We start from the raw sequence: 13,358 nt of genomic DNA, 5'->3' as shown, positions 1-13,358 counted from the left end.
CTCATGGCAGGACCCCGACGAACCTCACATCACCACCGTCGCCTGCCGCGTCCTCCGATGACACACGGAGCGCCCTTACCCGGCATCACACGGGCGAACTCTCGACCTCCTCGCGCTCCGTCCTGGTCTGTCGTGAGGGGGTGATGCGCTGTGCTCGGTACACGAACGCGGTGACCGCGGCGATGAACACCACGAGCCCGATCCAGACCATGGTGCGCGTGACGTTGAGTCCGGCGCCATCGGCACCGGGAGTGCGCCCGCCATCACGCCCACTGGCGGCCACGGCGAGCACCATGACGATGGTCGCCGCGGCGCAGCTGCGGGCTACGGCGCGTCCCAACAGGTCGAGCCTGCGTTGTCCGGGGCGGCGCGCCGGTGCCAGCAGCCTGGTCAGCAGCAGGGCGGCGACGGGCAGTTGGAGTAGCCAGACGGTAGTGCGGAACCAGCCGTCGTACCACACGTTCGTGCCGTACAGCAGGGTGTGCCAGACGCTGAGGACGTACACCACCAGGATCGAGGCGTGCAGCACCCGCCAGATCCGCGCGCCGATCGACCTGCGCGTGTAGAAGGCGAGGCCGAGCGGGATGGCCAGGTAGAAGGCGAGCAGCCCGATAAAGATGGCGACCTTTCCCGTGCCGCTGGCATACGCCCCCGGGACGAACGTGTCGACGAACGCACTCCAGGTCCGCCCGCCCCAGCCGCGTCGGCCCTCGTTGTCGCGGACGAATTCGGCGAATAGCCAGAACGCGTGGCCGAACATCAGCGCGATGGTGGTGAGGCTGGTGGTCCGGTGCCACTTCTCGATCCGGGCGACGGAGACCGGCAGCCAGTCAAGGTGACGGCTGGAGCGGAGCAGCCCCAGCATCACGGTGATCCACGCCCACAGCAGGCCGGACCATCCGAACGCCTCGCACATCCAGTACATCCAGTACTTGTCGGCGTCGGCCAGCATCGGCATCACCTGCAGCGTCATCGACGAACCGGACTCGATGCGCTGGTAGAGCCAGAAGAAGACGGCCAGGGTGATGACGAGCGCCGCGGTGGCGTCGGCCAGGGCAGCGCGAACGTCTTGACGAAACGCGACGAAGTCGAACCACTGTGGCTGGCGAATCTTTTGAACGTCGGACACCAAGGCCTCCTCAACGGCCAGCAACGATCTTCGTTGCGAGGCTAACAAGGACCACCCGATAATCACAGTGAGCGATGTCCGGGATGCTCTGGCCTGCGCCGACATCAACACCACGATCGCCCGCCGCAGCTTCACCAGGTCCTTCGACGTCCGCCCGATCCGCTGCAGCCGCTGCCCCTCAGACATCGTGACCGGCTGGACGAAGACCTCCGGGGGACGTCCCATCAACCACCTCCGAGATCGTGCTCGAAAGGCTGTCCTATCTCCGATACTCGGTCACCACTCGTGAGCTGCGGTTTCGAGGGTCGGGCTTCGGTCATGCTCGGCACCTGACGGCTATGCTCGGGCTGTACCGGTGTCTGAATTAGACGGCTACGCCCTCCACCATCGTCATCGATGACTACGCGATGATGCCGCCTCATGCTGCTGCGACTGGCCTACCTGGGCATCACGAACGCGTTTACGGTGCTGCGACTGCTGCCTGGTGGCGACCGCGACAAGGGACATCGAGATCCTGTCGTTGCGTCACCAACTTGCGGTGTTGCAGCGCCAACTCGGCGGGCAACGGGTCCGGTTCGAGCCGGTCGATCGGCGTGGCTGGCCGCGCTGCTGCACCCGCTGCCGAGGACGACCCTGCGGCGCCTACGGCTGCTGGCCCAGCCCCGACACGATCCTTAAGTGGCACCGTGACCTGATCGCCCGCCGCCACGCCACGCTGTCGCGGCCCAGGCGGCGCGGCCGGCCCCGCACGCTACGGTCGATCCAGGCCTGGTGCTGCGCCCGGCCAGGGAGCCTGGTCGGCCAGGCCGCACGCAACCTCGTGATGGATCTCGAAGGCACCGGCGGGAAAGTCAAATACCTGATCCGGGACCGGGACGGCAAGTATCCGGCGCTGTTCGACGCGATCCTGGCCGACGCCGGCGTCAAGGTCGTGCTCAGCGGCGTCCAGGTACCCCGGATGAACGCGATCATAAAACGGTGGGTGCGGACCTGCCGCCGCGAACTGCTGGACCGCACGCTGATCTGGAACCATCGGCATCTGCTACATGCGCTGCGGGAGTACGAGTGGTTCTACAACCCACACCGACCACATCAGGGGATCGCGAACCTCCGGCCGCTGAAGCCGCTCCCCGAACCAATCACCGACCCGAACCAACTCGCCCGGCTGAACATCCACCGGCGCGACCGCCTCGGTGGTGTCCTTCACGAATACGAGCACGCCGCCTGAGCTGCCCAGATGGCATTCTTGGCAGGTACAGGGTGGACGAGCACCCCTGGTAGGCGTCAGGGAGTCCGGGCGAACAGACGGCGGGTCACGGTCGTGATGTGCAGTTCGTCGGGGCCGTCGGGGATCCGGGCGGCGCAGGCCAGCGCCGGCAGCGGTGTGTCGTCGGTCAGGCCTTCCGCTCCGTGTACCTGGATGGCATGGTCCACGACCGCGTGCAGGGCGCGGGCGGTCACCACCTTGACGGTGCCGACGGCGATGCGGGTATCGCCATCGATGGTGATCGCGTCGACGCTGGCGGAGGTGAGGGGCGGGCGGCGGCGATGTTGGTGCGGCTTCGAAGACTTTCGGCAAGTGGTGGGTACGTGGTCAGGTCGAGGCCCTGGCCGCCGAGGCGCTTGAGCAGGGCAGTGCCCACAGTCCGGCGGCGCGGGCCGCACACTGCAGCGTGGCCATGGTCTGCGCGGCGTCGGCTCCACTGCCGAGGAGCACGGGTTCGGCGGGGATGACCCGGTCGGTGACGAAGGACGCGACGCGGACCGGCAGGTCATCCATGGCGAATCCCGAAAATCGAGGGAACCGCAGTCAAACGCGACCCGACTACTGGTGCATGTGGGCGATCAACGTAGCGCACTCCGGGTTTGCCGGTGCGTAGCGATCTAGTGGTGGACAGCCGGGTGGACGGTCCGCCGCTGGACGGGGTGACCGTGGCCGGCGGCGCCGGCTCAGGGGCGGACGCGATCTGCGTCGAACAGCTCACCGGCGGGGTCGAAGCGTGACCGCCGCCGCCGTCACGTTCACCGCCGTCACCTGCCGCTACGGCCGGCGCACTGCGGTCGACGCGGTCGACCTCGACGTCGCCGCCGGCGAGCACGTCGCCCTGACCGGCGCCAACGGCTCCGGCAAGACGACTCTGCTGCGGGCCGCCCTTGGACTGCATCCCCTAGCCGGCGGCACCGTCACCGTGGGTGGCGTCGGGGCGCGGCGCAGCGCAGAGTGGGCGCGTCGACGCCGCGACGTGGCCTGGGTGCCGCAACGCCTCACGCCGGGCCGGTTTCCGCTGCTGGTCGACGAACTGCTTGACAGCGGTGGCCACCCAGAGGCGGCCCGCGACGCCGCCGCCCGGCTCGGCGTCGCCGGGCTGGGCCGCCGCCCGCTGCACACCCTCTCCGGCGGGCAGTTGCAACGGGTATTCCTGGCCCGCGCCATCGGGGCGGTCGCCGCCGGGGCCCGGTTGCTGTTCGCCGACGAACCAACCGCCGCCTTGGACTTCGACGGCCAGGAACAGATCGCCACCCTGCTCGCGAGGCTGCCGGTCACCGTGGTCGTGGTGTCCCACGACCGGGCGATGTCGCGGGCCTGCGACCGGGTGGCGGAGATGGCCGCCGGAAGGTTGCGGGTGATCTGAGCTATGGACCAACTGTTCAACCTGCTGGCGCTGCCCGCCGTACAGCGCTCCGGAATCGGCCTGCTGATCGCCGCCGTCGGACTGCCGATCGTCGGGGTCTTCATCATCGGCCTGGACATCATCGCCGTGCGGTTCGCGATGATGCACGTGGCGCTGCTCGGCATCGCCGTCGGCCTGCTCACCGGCCTGGACCCGATGCTCTGCGGCCTGGCCGCCTGCGCCCTCGCCGGCGCGGGCGCGGCGCCGCTGTCCCGGCGGCCCGCCGGACTACCCGGAGCGATGGGCCTACTGATGACCTTCGCCATCGCCGCCGCACTGCTCGTGCTGTCCGTGTCCGGGGTGAACGCCACCGGCGCGTTCGAGCTGCTGTGGGGCTCCATCCTCGCCACCCGCGAGATCGACCTCGTTGTCCTCGGCATACTCACCGTGGTCGTCCACCTGCTGTTCTGGCGCTGGCGGCGGCAGCTCGCGCTGCTGCTGTTCGACCGGGAACTCGCCCTCTGCTCCGGAGTCGCCGCCGGACCGCTGCTGCTCGCCCTGCTCGTCGTCGTCGCCGTGGCCATCGGCGCGTCGATCCGACTCACCGGGGCGCTGCTGGTCGACGCCCTGACCATCCTCCCCGCGCTGGGCGCCCGCAACCTCGGCCGCTCCCTGCGCTCGATGGTGCTGTGGGCCGTCGCGCTCGGCTTGCTCGGCAACGGCGGCGGCTTCGCCGTCGCGCTGCTGCTCGACCAGCCGCCCGGCCCCGTCCTCGTCCTCGTCGCGGGGACCCTGACCCTGCTCACCTATCTGATTCCCGAAGGAGCACATGATGCGATTGATACGGACCGCCGCGCTGACCGCGGTGGCGACCCTGTCCCTGTTGGCCAGCGGATGCGGCAGCACTGACGACCCGGCACCCGCCAGCAGCAGCGGCGCGTCGACGGCGGCGGCGAACGGGCCGAAGGTGGTCGCCTCCACCAGCTGGGTCGGCGCCCTGGCCAAGGCCGCCGGCGCAACCAACATCACCGTGATCGCACCACCCAGCGTCCAACACCCACCGGACTACGACCCGAAGCCCAGCGATCTCGCCGCCGTCGCCAGCGCCGACTACATCCTCTACGCCGAGTTCGACGGCTTCGCCGCCAAGCTCAAGGACGCCGCCGACGGCTCCGGCAAACTCGTCCCCGTAGAGCTGGAGAACACCCCGCCGAAAATCACCGCCGAGGTGCAGCGGCTCGCCGGGATGTTCGGCACCACGTCCGCCGCGGGCACGTGGATCTCCACCTTCAACACCGAGTACACGGCCCTGTCCGAGCAGGTGAAGGCCGCCCTGCCGAATCCGGCCCCGACGGCGGCGTCGCACCTGTTCATGGCGTTCTGGGGCGATTTCGCCGGCATCACGGTGGTGGGCACCTACGGGCCCCAGCCGGTCACCCCAAGCCAGCTCGCCGACCTGACCGCCAAGAAGCCGACCCTGGTACTGGCCAACGCGCACCTGCCCGGCGCCAACCCCGACATCCCCGGCGCGACCCGCGTCGACATCGTCAACTACCCCGGCGCCGACCTCGAACTGCTCGCTGTCTTCAAGACCAACACCGAACGGCTGACCGCCGCGCTCAAGCCCTGAGCGACACCCAATCAGCCCGGCCGGTGGGGGTGCGGCTGCCGCACCCCCACCGGCCCTTACCGAGGAGGCCACATGATCCCCGTACTCGTCATCGGGGGCGGGCCGGTCGGACTCAGCCTGGCCATCCGCCTCGCCCAGCTCCGCGTCCCCGCGATGCTCGTCGAGCGGCACCCCCGGACGGCCGCGTTTCCCAAGGGCCGGGCCCTGAGCATCCGCAGCATGGAGATATACCGATCCTGGGGCTTGGAGGTGGAAATCACCGCCGCCGGGCTGCCCCGCGACCACCTGGCCTTCTTCACCGGCCGCACCCTGACCGACCCGCACGGCACCCGCATCGTCACCGGTCCCGACTCCCGACCGCCCGTGCCGAGCCCCACCTACACCCTGCTCTGCTCCCAGGACCGTCTCGAACCCCTGCTGCGCGCCCATGCCGAACGGCTCAACCCAGGGCGCGTCCACTTCGGCACCGAACTGGTCGACCTGAGCATCGACGACGACCGGACCATCGCCACGCTCAAGCGCGGCGGAAGGCACGAGAAGATCCGCGCGCGTTGGCTGGTCGCCGCCGACGGCGCCCGCAGCGGCATCCGCCAACGGCTCGGCATACGCATGACCGGCCCCACAGGGGTGTCGCACAACCTGAACATCCTCTTCGACGCCGACCTCGGCCCGCACGTCGTCGACCGCCCCAGCGCTGTGTACACCATCACCCGGCCGGGCCTGCACGGTGCATTCCTCGCCGTCGACAACCAACGCCGGTGGCTGTTCAACCTCGTCGCAGACGGCGACGACCCCGGTCTCGCCAACCTCGACGACACCGCCTGCACCGATCTGATCCGCACCGCCGCCGGACTACCGGACCTGCCGATCACACTGGTCGACCGGCAGGTGTGGCACGCCGCCGCCCGCGTCGCCGACCGCTTCCGCGCCGGGCCCGTCTTCCTCGCCGGAGACGCCGCCCACGTCACCACCCCCTACGGCGGGTTCGGCATGAACTGCGGCATCGCCGACGCCGACAACCTCGCCTGGAAACTCGCCGCCGTCCACCACGGCTGGGCCAGCGCCGCCCTACTCGACACCTACGACCCCGAACGCCGCCCGGTCGCTCAGGCCAGCGCCATCGAGTCCCACCGGCGCCTGATCGACACGATCACCGCCCACCACACCAGCGCTCCCCCGCGCGGTCGGCCCAGCGAAGGACTCGTCCTGGGTTACCACTACGCCTCGGCTGCCGTGGTGCCCGACGGCACCGCCGCTCCCGGTGGCGACCCGGTCGCCGACTTCAACCCCACCGGCCGACCCGGCCACCGACTCCCCCACGCCTGGCTGGACCAGAACCGCACCCGATCCACCCTCGATATCCTGGACCGCGCCGGATTCACCCTGCTCACCGGCGGCGACCCCGGAGCCTGGCACGCGGCGGTGACCGGGGCGCGGGCACACGGCATCCCCGTCGCCGTCCACCCGCTGCCCGACCTGCTGTCGCCGGCGAACCTCGCCGGCTACCTGAACATCTGCGGCATCGACCACACCGGAGCGGTCCTCGTCCGACCGGACGGTCACGTCGCCTGGCGCGGCGAAGCAGCCCTGCTCGACAGCATCCTGAGCGTCACCGGGGCACCACGCGCAGCACTGTCGGACCAGATCGTCCAGGGCTGACCGGCCTGCGCCCAAACAAGCCCGAGGGCGAGGTCGGCGAGCAGGTAGAAGCCAAGGGCGCGGGCCTGCGCCGAGTCGAGCGAAGCGAGGAGTGCCTCCGCGCCGGCGGGGTCACCGCGGTGCCTTGCCGCGATGACCTTGACCCCGGCGGCGCGTGGGACGAGGTCCGCCGCGATGGGAACCGGTCCCGTCTCGTCGGTCAGAGCTTGGGCGTGGCTGCGCGGGCGGCATCGAAGCGGGCGGTGACGTCGGCCCAGTTCACCAGGTCCACAGCCGGTCGACGTGGTCCGGGCGGACGTTGCGGCACTGCAGGTAGTAGGCGTGCTCCCAGGCGTCGAAGACCAGCAGCGGGCTGCTGCCCTGCCCGACGGTGCCGTGGTGGTCGTACACCTGCTCCACGATGAGTCGCTGCCCGAGCGGCTCCGAGGCGATCACGCCCCAGCCGGAGCCCTGCACGCTCTTCGTCGCTGCCGACAGCTGACCCGCGAAGCCTTCGAACGAGCCGAAGTGCTCCTCGATCGCCGCCGCCAGTTCCCCGACTGGGCGGCCGCCGCCGTCGGGCGAGAGGTTGTTCCAGACGATCGAGTGGGACACGTGCCCGGACAGGTTGAACGCGAAGCTCTCCTCCAGCCCGACCAGGGCGGCGAAGTCGCCCTTGTCGCGGGCCTCGGCCAGCTGTTCCAGAGCGTCGTTGCTGCCCTTGACGTACGCCGCCGGGCCGGACTGATCGTGGCGGGGTGGGTCGTCAGCACGCAGACCTGGCATCGTCTTGCGAGCACCACCATGCGGCGGGCCGGCAGCCGGTGTACGTCTGCCGGCCCGCGCCCGGTCGGCGGTCGGGTGCGCGTCCGCCGGGTCAGCCGCGCTGGGCGCGGCGGTACGCGAGCAGCCCGGCGACGAGGCCGGCGAGGCCGAGCAGGATGCCGGCGATGCCGTAGGCACTGCCGTTGCTGCTGTCCTTGTCGCTGTCGTTGCTCGTCTCGGCCACGGCCACGGGGTCGGCGGCAGCAGTGGCGGCGTCCTGCTTCGTCAGCTTCAGCACGGGCGCCGGGTGCTCCGGCTCGGCGCCGCTGGTCGGTTCGTCGATCCACCGCACCACGTCGCCGTCGGAGTAGGTCTGGAGGGCCTTGAACACGAGCTGGTCGGTTTCCGGCAGCGGGCCGAGGGAGACGTCGAACTCCTGGAACTGGCCCGGCTTGATCGCCGAGTTGGCGTCAGCGGTCCAGGTGATCTTCGTGACCGCCTCGGTCAGCTCCGAGTCGTGGACCTTGATCGGCGCGGCGAGCTTCGACGTCTCGGTCTGCGCCGTCCACCCGGCCAGCGGCTTCAGCGACACCGACCCGATGGGCGAGCTGGCCGGGAGGTTGACCTCGATCTTGGTGGTGTTGGCGTTGTCCTTCTCGTTCGGCACACGGAAGGTGACCTTGGTGTAGCCGCCCTGCGTCGCCTCCTTCGGGTTGACGGTGACGTGCGCCGACGCCGGGCCAGCCACCCCGACGGTGATGGCGGCGACAGCAGCGGCGATGATGGCCGCTCTCGCGAGCAGGGACCGATTCATATCAGGGCGTCCTTTTCGTCTCTTTCTAAGGCAGCCGGCGTGCCCGGCACCTTCTGCTAGTCGTCCGTCACGCGGGAATAGTTCCGGCGTCCTCGAACCGGGCGAACCCGAACTCGGCTGCGGCGGCACCAGCGGCCACCGAGACGGAATGCCACGGTAGGCGGCGGGACAGCAAGACCGGACCTCACGGGTCGGGCGCCGGTGCGTGCTGCAGCGCGACGGCCCTGCAGCAGCCGAGCGCATCTGGTTGGTCCCGGTTGGGCGCGGGGCCAGTCCCCGACCTCGTTGACGGAGATTGCGCGATGCAGGGCTGCCGTGGCGGGGAACTTTCCGCCCCTGGCGATCGACTATTCAACGGGCGCCGGCAGCCTGCCGCCGTCTGACGGGCACGCCGTGACGTGGGGACGCGGCGTGCAGTCGTGCGCAGGACCAAGCGTGGCGGCCACTGGCCGACCCTGAGACCGAACGAGGAACCATGTCCGTCACCGACGTTTCCGACCAGCCCGCCGAGGCACCAACTACATCCCCACCCCCAACTCAGTCCACCAACCGCCGCTCATCGGACCTGAGCGCACTGCTGGTCCGGCTGCACTTCTACACCGGTGTGCTGGTCGCTCCGTTCCTGCTGGTCGCGGCAGTGACGGGCCTTCTGTACACGGCGACGCCGCAGCTCGACCAACTCTTCTACGGCGACAAGCTAACGGTGGCGCACGCCGGCGCGACCGCCAAGCCCCTCGCGGAGCAGGTCGCCGCCGCCCGCGCTGCCCACCCCGACGGCAGTCCGATGAGTGTCATCGTCGGCGACATCGACGCCACCACCCAGGTGGTGTTCTCCATGCCGGAGCTCGGCGAGAAACAGCACACCGTCTATGTCGACCCGTACACCGCCGAGGTGAAGGGCACCCTGACCACGTGGTGGGGCTCCACCCCGGCCACCACCTGGCTGGATGACCTGCACCGCAACCTGCACCTCGGCGACCTCGGCCGCCACTACTCAGAGTTCGCGGCGAGCTGGCTGTGGGTGCTGGTCCTCGGTGGGCTGGCGTTGTGGTGGCGCCGCCAGCGCGGCGCGAATCCGAAAGCCCGCCGGCTGCTGCTGCCGGACCTGACCGCCGGGAAGGGCGTGCGTCGTACCCGGGGCTGGCACGCGGCCACCGGCGTGTGGATCGCCGTCGGGCTACTGGTCCTGTCCGCGACCGGGCTGACATGGTCCCGGTACGCGGGCGGCAACTTCGACAACGCTCTCACCGCGCTCGACGCGCACCAGCCGCAGCTGGCCACCGCCCTGGCAGGCGGCGCGCCGCCGGCCGGCGGCGGCCACCACGGTGGCGCCGGCGGCGGGGACAGCGCCGTCGACCCGGCCGCAGCGGACACCGTGCTGCGCATCGCCCGCGACCACGGCCTGGCCGGGCCGGTCGAGATCGGCATCCCCGAGGACGCCGCCAGCGCGTGGACGGTGACCCAGGTCGACAACACCTGGCCGGTGCACCTGGACCGCGCCACCATCGACCCGGTCACCAGCACAGTCGTCGCCCGCAGCAACTTCGCCGACTGGCCGCTGCTGGCCCAGCTGTCCAAACTAGGCGTCCAAGCGCACATGGGTCGACTGTTCGGCATCGCCAACCAGATCCTGCTCGCCGCGCTCGCGCTCGGGCTGCTGTGCGTGATCGTGTGGGGATACCGGATGTGGTGGCAACGCCGCCCCACCCGCGCCGACCGTCGCGCCATCGTCGGCACCCCACCTGCCCGCGGCGCCTGGCAGAAGCTGCCCGCCTGGGCCATCGCCATCGGCGTGCCGGTGGTGTTCGCGATCGGCTGGGTGATCCCCATGTTCGGCATCCCGCTGGCCGCGTTCCTCGTCATCGACGTCATCATCAGCACCGCCCGTGGCCAGCGGGACCAACCCTCACCGGTCTCCCCGGCACCAGCCAACCAGTAAGCCACCGACCGCCGTCGTCTCCCGGCACAGCCGTTAGCGTCACCCACAGCCCGGACACTCGAGGCAGCGTCAACGGTCGGGCTATGCCCATGCCCAGGACAAACCGACCAACCTGGGCATGGGCAGGCCGCAGATCTGCGGGTTTGTTGATCCACACGGTATCGGGCAGGGCTGGGGGCCGGGGTTGGCGGGTAAACCGGTCCGCAGCCCGAGCCGACGTCGGCGCTGGCCTGCTGGGCTGTCTGCCCTTCTACTGCATCAAGCGCTCCGGCTGGTTGGGGACAGCCCCAGGGGTGGTTGCCACGTTCCTGGGCTGGGGTTGGGGCAGCTTTCGGCGGGTAGGGCGTCGGCCATGGTGACCAGCTCGGCGCGGAGGGCGGCGAGCCGACTCATCTCGGCGTCGATGTCGCTGATGCGTCGCCGCAGCAGGCCGGCGGCGGGCTCGCACGGGCATGTGCCCGTGTCGCGTACGGCGAGCAGGTTCCCGATGTCGGTAAGGGTCAGGCCGAGCCGCTGCGCGCCCTGGATGAACTGAACCCGGTCAAGGGTGGCCGGTCCGTAACGGCGGTGAGAGCCGGCGGTGCGCTGCGGGACGGGCAGCAGGCCGATGCGCTCGTAGTAGCGAATCGTGTCGGCGGTGACGCCGGTCCGGCGGGCTACCTCGGTGATCGTCCAAGTCGTCCGCGGTGTGATGGTGTCGGGCATGTCACTGATCGTCTTCCCGATCGGGGTTGATTCTGGAGTCGACTCCAAGTTTTAGCGTAACCGCATGAACGAATACCCCGTCTGGCCGTCGCCGGCGGGGGCGAGTGCCGGGAGGGCTGCCATGAGCCAAACGCTTCCACCACCTTCGGCGTCGCCGAAACGCGACGTCGTGCTGCCCGTCACGGCCGTGGCACCGGCCCCCGAGATGGGCGGCTGCGGTTGCGACGACGGATGCGCGCCGGCGGACCGTCCGTCGGGCCGTTTCGGGTTCGCCCGGCCGGTGCTGACCCTGTTCGGCCTGGTGGTGGGCCTGGTGCTGCTGGTCGTCGTGGTCGGCGAATGGCTCGGGGTGTTCGACCGGCTCACCGACCGGGTGCCGTTCTGGGTGGGTCTGACGCTCGTCGCCGCAGGCGGCTTCCCGATCTTCGCCAACGTCGCTCGGGCGGCGTGGCGACGGCGGGTCACCTCCCACACGTTGATGACCGTCGGCGTGATCGCCGCCCTCACGGTGGGCGAGTGGCCGGTCGCCGTGGTGGTGGTGTTGTTCATGCACGTGGCGAACTACGCCGAGCGGTTCACCACGGAACGGGCCCGCCGCGCCGTGCGGGAACTGACCGCCCTCGCCCCGAGCACCGCCCGGGTGGAGCGTGCCGGCGTCGAGGTCGACGTGCCGGTGGAGCAGGTCCGCGTCGGGGAAATCGTCGTGGTCCGGCCCGGCGAGCAGGTCCCGGTCGACGGCACCGTGCTGTCCGGGCACGCCACCATCGATCAAGCCGCGATTACCGGCGAGTCCATGCCGGTCGAGGCCGGTCCGGGCCAGGGGGTGTTCGCTGCCTCGTTCGCCCGCCTCGGCGCGCTGCGTGTGCAGGCCACTGCCGTCGGCCGTGACTCGACCTTCGGCCGGGTCATCGCCATGGTGGAGCAGGCCGAGACTCACCGGGCGCCGGTGCAGCGCATCGCCGACAAGTTCTCCGCCTACTACCTGCCCGTCGTAGCCGTCGTGGCCGCCGCCACGTACCTGCTCTCCGGCAACACCCTCGCCACCGCCGCGGTGCTGGTCGTGGCCTGCTCCTGCTCGTTCGCGATGGCCACCCCGGTTGCCGTGCTCGCCTCCGTCGGCGCCGCAGCGCAGCGCGGCCTGCTCATCAAGGGCGGCCGATATTTGGAACTGCTCGCCAAGGCCGACGTGCTGCTCATCGACAAAACCGGCACCCTGACCCCGGGCCGGCCACAGATCACCGACATCGTGCCCCTGGACGGACGCACCGAGGCCGACCTGCTCACGGTCGCCGCCTCGGCGGAACGCTACTCCGAGCATCCCCTCGCCGCAGCGGTACGCGCGGCCGCCGCCGACCGCGGCCTGCCGCTGGCCGAGCCGGACGACTTCGCCGCCATCCCCGGCCACGGCGTGCGCGCCAGCATCCACGGCACGCCCGTCACCGTCGGCGGACTGCGGATGGTGCCACACGCCGCCGACCACCCGCACGTACGCCAGTTGACCGCCGCCGGGAAGACGCTGCTGGCCGTCACCTCCGACGACCAACTCATCGGGGTGCTGGCCGCCGCCGACACCCTGCGCCCGGAGATCGAGACCACCCTCACCCAACTACGGCGACTCGGGCTGACCCGCATCGAAGTGCTCACCGGCGACAACACCCAGACCGCCGCGCCGCTGGCCGACCGTCTGGGCATCGCCTACCGCGCCAACCTGCTCCCCGAAGACAAGATCGCCGTCGTACGCGAGTACCAGACCGCCGGGCACCGGGTCGTCATGGTCGGCGACGGCGTCAACGACGCCCCCGCCCTCGCCCAAGCCGACGTCGGCATCGCCATGGGCGCCGCCGGCAGCGACATCGCCATCGAAGCCGCCCACATCGCGCTCATGCGCGACGACTGGACCCTGGTCGCCGACGCCGTACGCATCGCCCGCCGCACCGCCCGCGCGATCCGCGTCAACATCGGCTTCACCGCCGGCTACAACGCCCTCGGCCTCACCCTCGCCGCCACCGGCATCCTGCCAGTGATGCTCGCCGCAGCCGCCCAATCCGTACCCGACCTCGGCATCCTCGCCAACTCCGCACGCCTGCTACGCCACCGCTGAATCTGACAAGCGCGAATGGCGCGGG

Annotated in this window: 14 protein-coding genes; 8 read left to right on the top strand and 6 right to left on the bottom strand. The window is 70.5% G+C overall.

Annotated elements, in window-relative coordinates:
• Positions 1-85: 85 nt before the first annotated feature.
• The gene (locus ACNAW0_RS00695; RefSeq protein WP_416285657.1) at positions 86-1,264 is read right to left on the bottom strand and encodes a ferric reductase-like transmembrane domain-containing protein; all 1,179 of its coding nucleotides are present in this window, start codon (positions 1,262-1,264) and stop codon (positions 86-88) included.
• Positions 1,265-1,613: 349 nt separating this feature from the next.
• Here ACNAW0_RS00695 and ACNAW0_RS00690 point away from each other — a divergent pair, with 349 nt between their 5' ends.
• Positions 1,614-2,357, top strand: a complete 744-nt coding sequence (locus tag ACNAW0_RS00690; RefSeq protein ID WP_416285656.1) for an integrase core domain-containing protein — start codon at positions 1,614-1,616, stop codon at positions 2,355-2,357.
• Positions 2,358-2,413: 56 nt separating this feature from the next.
• Here ACNAW0_RS00690 and ACNAW0_RS00685 read toward each other — a convergent pair whose 3' ends face one another.
• Positions 2,414-2,794: an acyl-CoA dehydrogenase family protein gene (locus ACNAW0_RS00685; protein WP_416285655.1), complete on the bottom strand. Its 381-nt coding sequence runs from the start codon at positions 2,792-2,794 to the stop codon at positions 2,414-2,416.
• Positions 2,724-2,909: a hypothetical protein gene (locus tag ACNAW0_RS00680; RefSeq protein ID WP_416285654.1), complete on the bottom strand. Its 186-nt coding sequence runs from the start codon at positions 2,907-2,909 to the stop codon at positions 2,724-2,726. The genes ACNAW0_RS00685 and ACNAW0_RS00680 overlap by 71 nt, the downstream gene beginning before the upstream one ends.
• Before the next feature lie 92 nt (positions 2,910-3,001).
• On the opposite strand from ACNAW0_RS00680, the gene ACNAW0_RS00675 reads away from it, so the two are divergent.
• The 5 genes from ACNAW0_RS00675 to ACNAW0_RS00655 all read left to right on the top strand — a co-directional run bounded on the left by ACNAW0_RS00675 (position 3,002) and on the right by ACNAW0_RS00655 (position 7,030).
• A complete protein-coding gene (locus ACNAW0_RS00675; protein WP_416285653.1) occupies positions 3,002-3,133 on the top strand; it encodes a hypothetical protein in 132 nt (43 codons plus the stop codon).
• A complete protein-coding gene (locus tag ACNAW0_RS00670) occupies positions 3,130-3,762 on the top strand; it encodes a metal ABC transporter ATP-binding protein (protein ID WP_416285652.1) in 633 nt (210 codons plus the stop codon). Before ACNAW0_RS00675 ends, ACNAW0_RS00670 begins: the two co-directional genes overlap by 4 nt.
• A gap of 3 nt (positions 3,763-3,765) precedes the next feature.
• Entirely contained in the window at positions 3,766-4,650 is an 885-nt protein-coding gene (locus tag ACNAW0_RS00665; protein ID WP_416285651.1) for a metal ABC transporter permease, read from the top strand.
• Complete coding sequence (locus ACNAW0_RS00660; RefSeq protein WP_416285650.1) at positions 4,574-5,371, top strand: metal ABC transporter solute-binding protein, Zn/Mn family; 798 nt, start codon at positions 4,574-4,576, stop codon at positions 5,369-5,371. The genes ACNAW0_RS00665 and ACNAW0_RS00660 overlap by 77 nt, the downstream gene beginning before the upstream one ends.
• Before the next feature lie 72 nt (positions 5,372-5,443).
• Complete coding sequence (locus tag ACNAW0_RS00655) at positions 5,444-7,030, top strand: FAD-dependent monooxygenase (protein ID WP_416285649.1); 1,587 nt, start codon at positions 5,444-5,446, stop codon at positions 7,028-7,030.
• Between the two features lie 258 nt (positions 7,031-7,288).
• Here ACNAW0_RS00655 and ACNAW0_RS00650 read toward each other — a convergent pair whose 3' ends face one another.
• Both ACNAW0_RS00650 and ACNAW0_RS00645 read right to left on the bottom strand, forming a co-directional pair.
• On the bottom strand, positions 7,289-7,795 hold the full coding sequence (locus tag ACNAW0_RS00650) for a superoxide dismutase (RefSeq protein ID WP_416285648.1): 507 nt from the start codon (positions 7,793-7,795) through the stop codon (positions 7,289-7,291).
• A 91-nt stretch (positions 7,796-7,886) separates the two neighbouring features.
• A complete protein-coding gene (locus tag ACNAW0_RS00645) occupies positions 7,887-8,588 on the bottom strand; it encodes a YcnI family protein (protein ID WP_416285647.1) in 702 nt (233 codons plus the stop codon).
• A gap of 475 nt (positions 8,589-9,063) precedes the next feature.
• Between ACNAW0_RS00645 and ACNAW0_RS00640 the strand changes: the two genes are divergently transcribed.
• Positions 9,064-10,527: a PepSY-associated TM helix domain-containing protein gene (locus ACNAW0_RS00640; protein WP_416285646.1), complete on the top strand. Its 1,464-nt coding sequence runs from the start codon at positions 9,064-9,066 to the stop codon at positions 10,525-10,527.
• A gap of 258 nt (positions 10,528-10,785) precedes the next feature.
• On the opposite strand, the gene ACNAW0_RS00635 is transcribed toward ACNAW0_RS00640, so the two are convergent.
• Positions 10,786-11,232 carry a heavy metal-responsive transcriptional regulator gene (locus ACNAW0_RS00635; protein WP_416285645.1) on the bottom strand — a complete coding sequence of 149 codons (447 nt, stop codon included), beginning with the start codon at positions 11,230-11,232 and terminating at the stop codon, positions 10,786-10,788.
• Between the two features lie 121 nt (positions 11,233-11,353).
• Between ACNAW0_RS00635 and ACNAW0_RS00630 the strand changes: the two genes are divergently transcribed.
• Complete coding sequence (locus ACNAW0_RS00630; protein ID WP_416285644.1) at positions 11,354-13,333, top strand: heavy metal translocating P-type ATPase; 1,980 nt, start codon at positions 11,354-11,356, stop codon at positions 13,331-13,333.
• Positions 13,334-13,358 lie beyond the last annotated feature (25 nt).

The sequence above is a fragment of the Micromonospora sp. SL1-18 genome (assembly GCF_047921505.1).
GTDB lineage: Bacteria > Actinomycetota > Actinomycetes > Mycobacteriales > Micromonosporaceae > Micromonospora.
Note: the sequence above shows the minus strand (reverse complement) of the source record. Positions and strands in the feature narration are given on the sequence as shown.

Bases quoted from the DNA above. Each gene is read 5' to 3' on its own strand.
- ACNAW0_RS00630 (WP_416285644.1), top strand. From the start codon at position 11,354: ATGAGCCAAACGCTTCCACCACCTTCGGCGTCGCCGAAACGCGACGTC.
- ACNAW0_RS00655 (WP_416285649.1), top strand. From the start codon at position 5,444: ATGATCCCCGTACTCGTCATCGGGGGCGGGCCGGTCGGACTCAGCCTG.
- ACNAW0_RS00645 (WP_416285647.1), bottom strand. From the start codon at position 8,588: ATGAATCGGTCCCTGCTCGCGAGAGCGGCCATCATCGCCGCTGCTGTC.
- ACNAW0_RS00680 (WP_416285654.1), bottom strand. From the start codon at position 2,909: ATGGATGACCTGCCGGTCCGCGTCGCGTCCTTCGTCACCGACCGGGTC.
- ACNAW0_RS00660 (WP_416285650.1), top strand. From the start codon at position 4,574: ATGCGATTGATACGGACCGCCGCGCTGACCGCGGTGGCGACCCTGTCC.
- ACNAW0_RS00635 (WP_416285645.1), bottom strand. From the start codon at position 11,232: ATGCCCGACACCATCACACCGCGGACGACTTGGACGATCACCGAGGTA.
- ACNAW0_RS00665 (WP_416285651.1), top strand. From the start codon at position 3,766: ATGGACCAACTGTTCAACCTGCTGGCGCTGCCCGCCGTACAGCGCTCC.
- ACNAW0_RS00650 (WP_416285648.1), bottom strand. From the start codon at position 7,795: ATGCCAGGTCTGCGTGCTGACGACCCACCCCGCCACGATCAGTCCGGC.
- ACNAW0_RS00640 (WP_416285646.1), top strand. From the start codon at position 9,064: ATGTCCGTCACCGACGTTTCCGACCAGCCCGCCGAGGCACCAACTACA.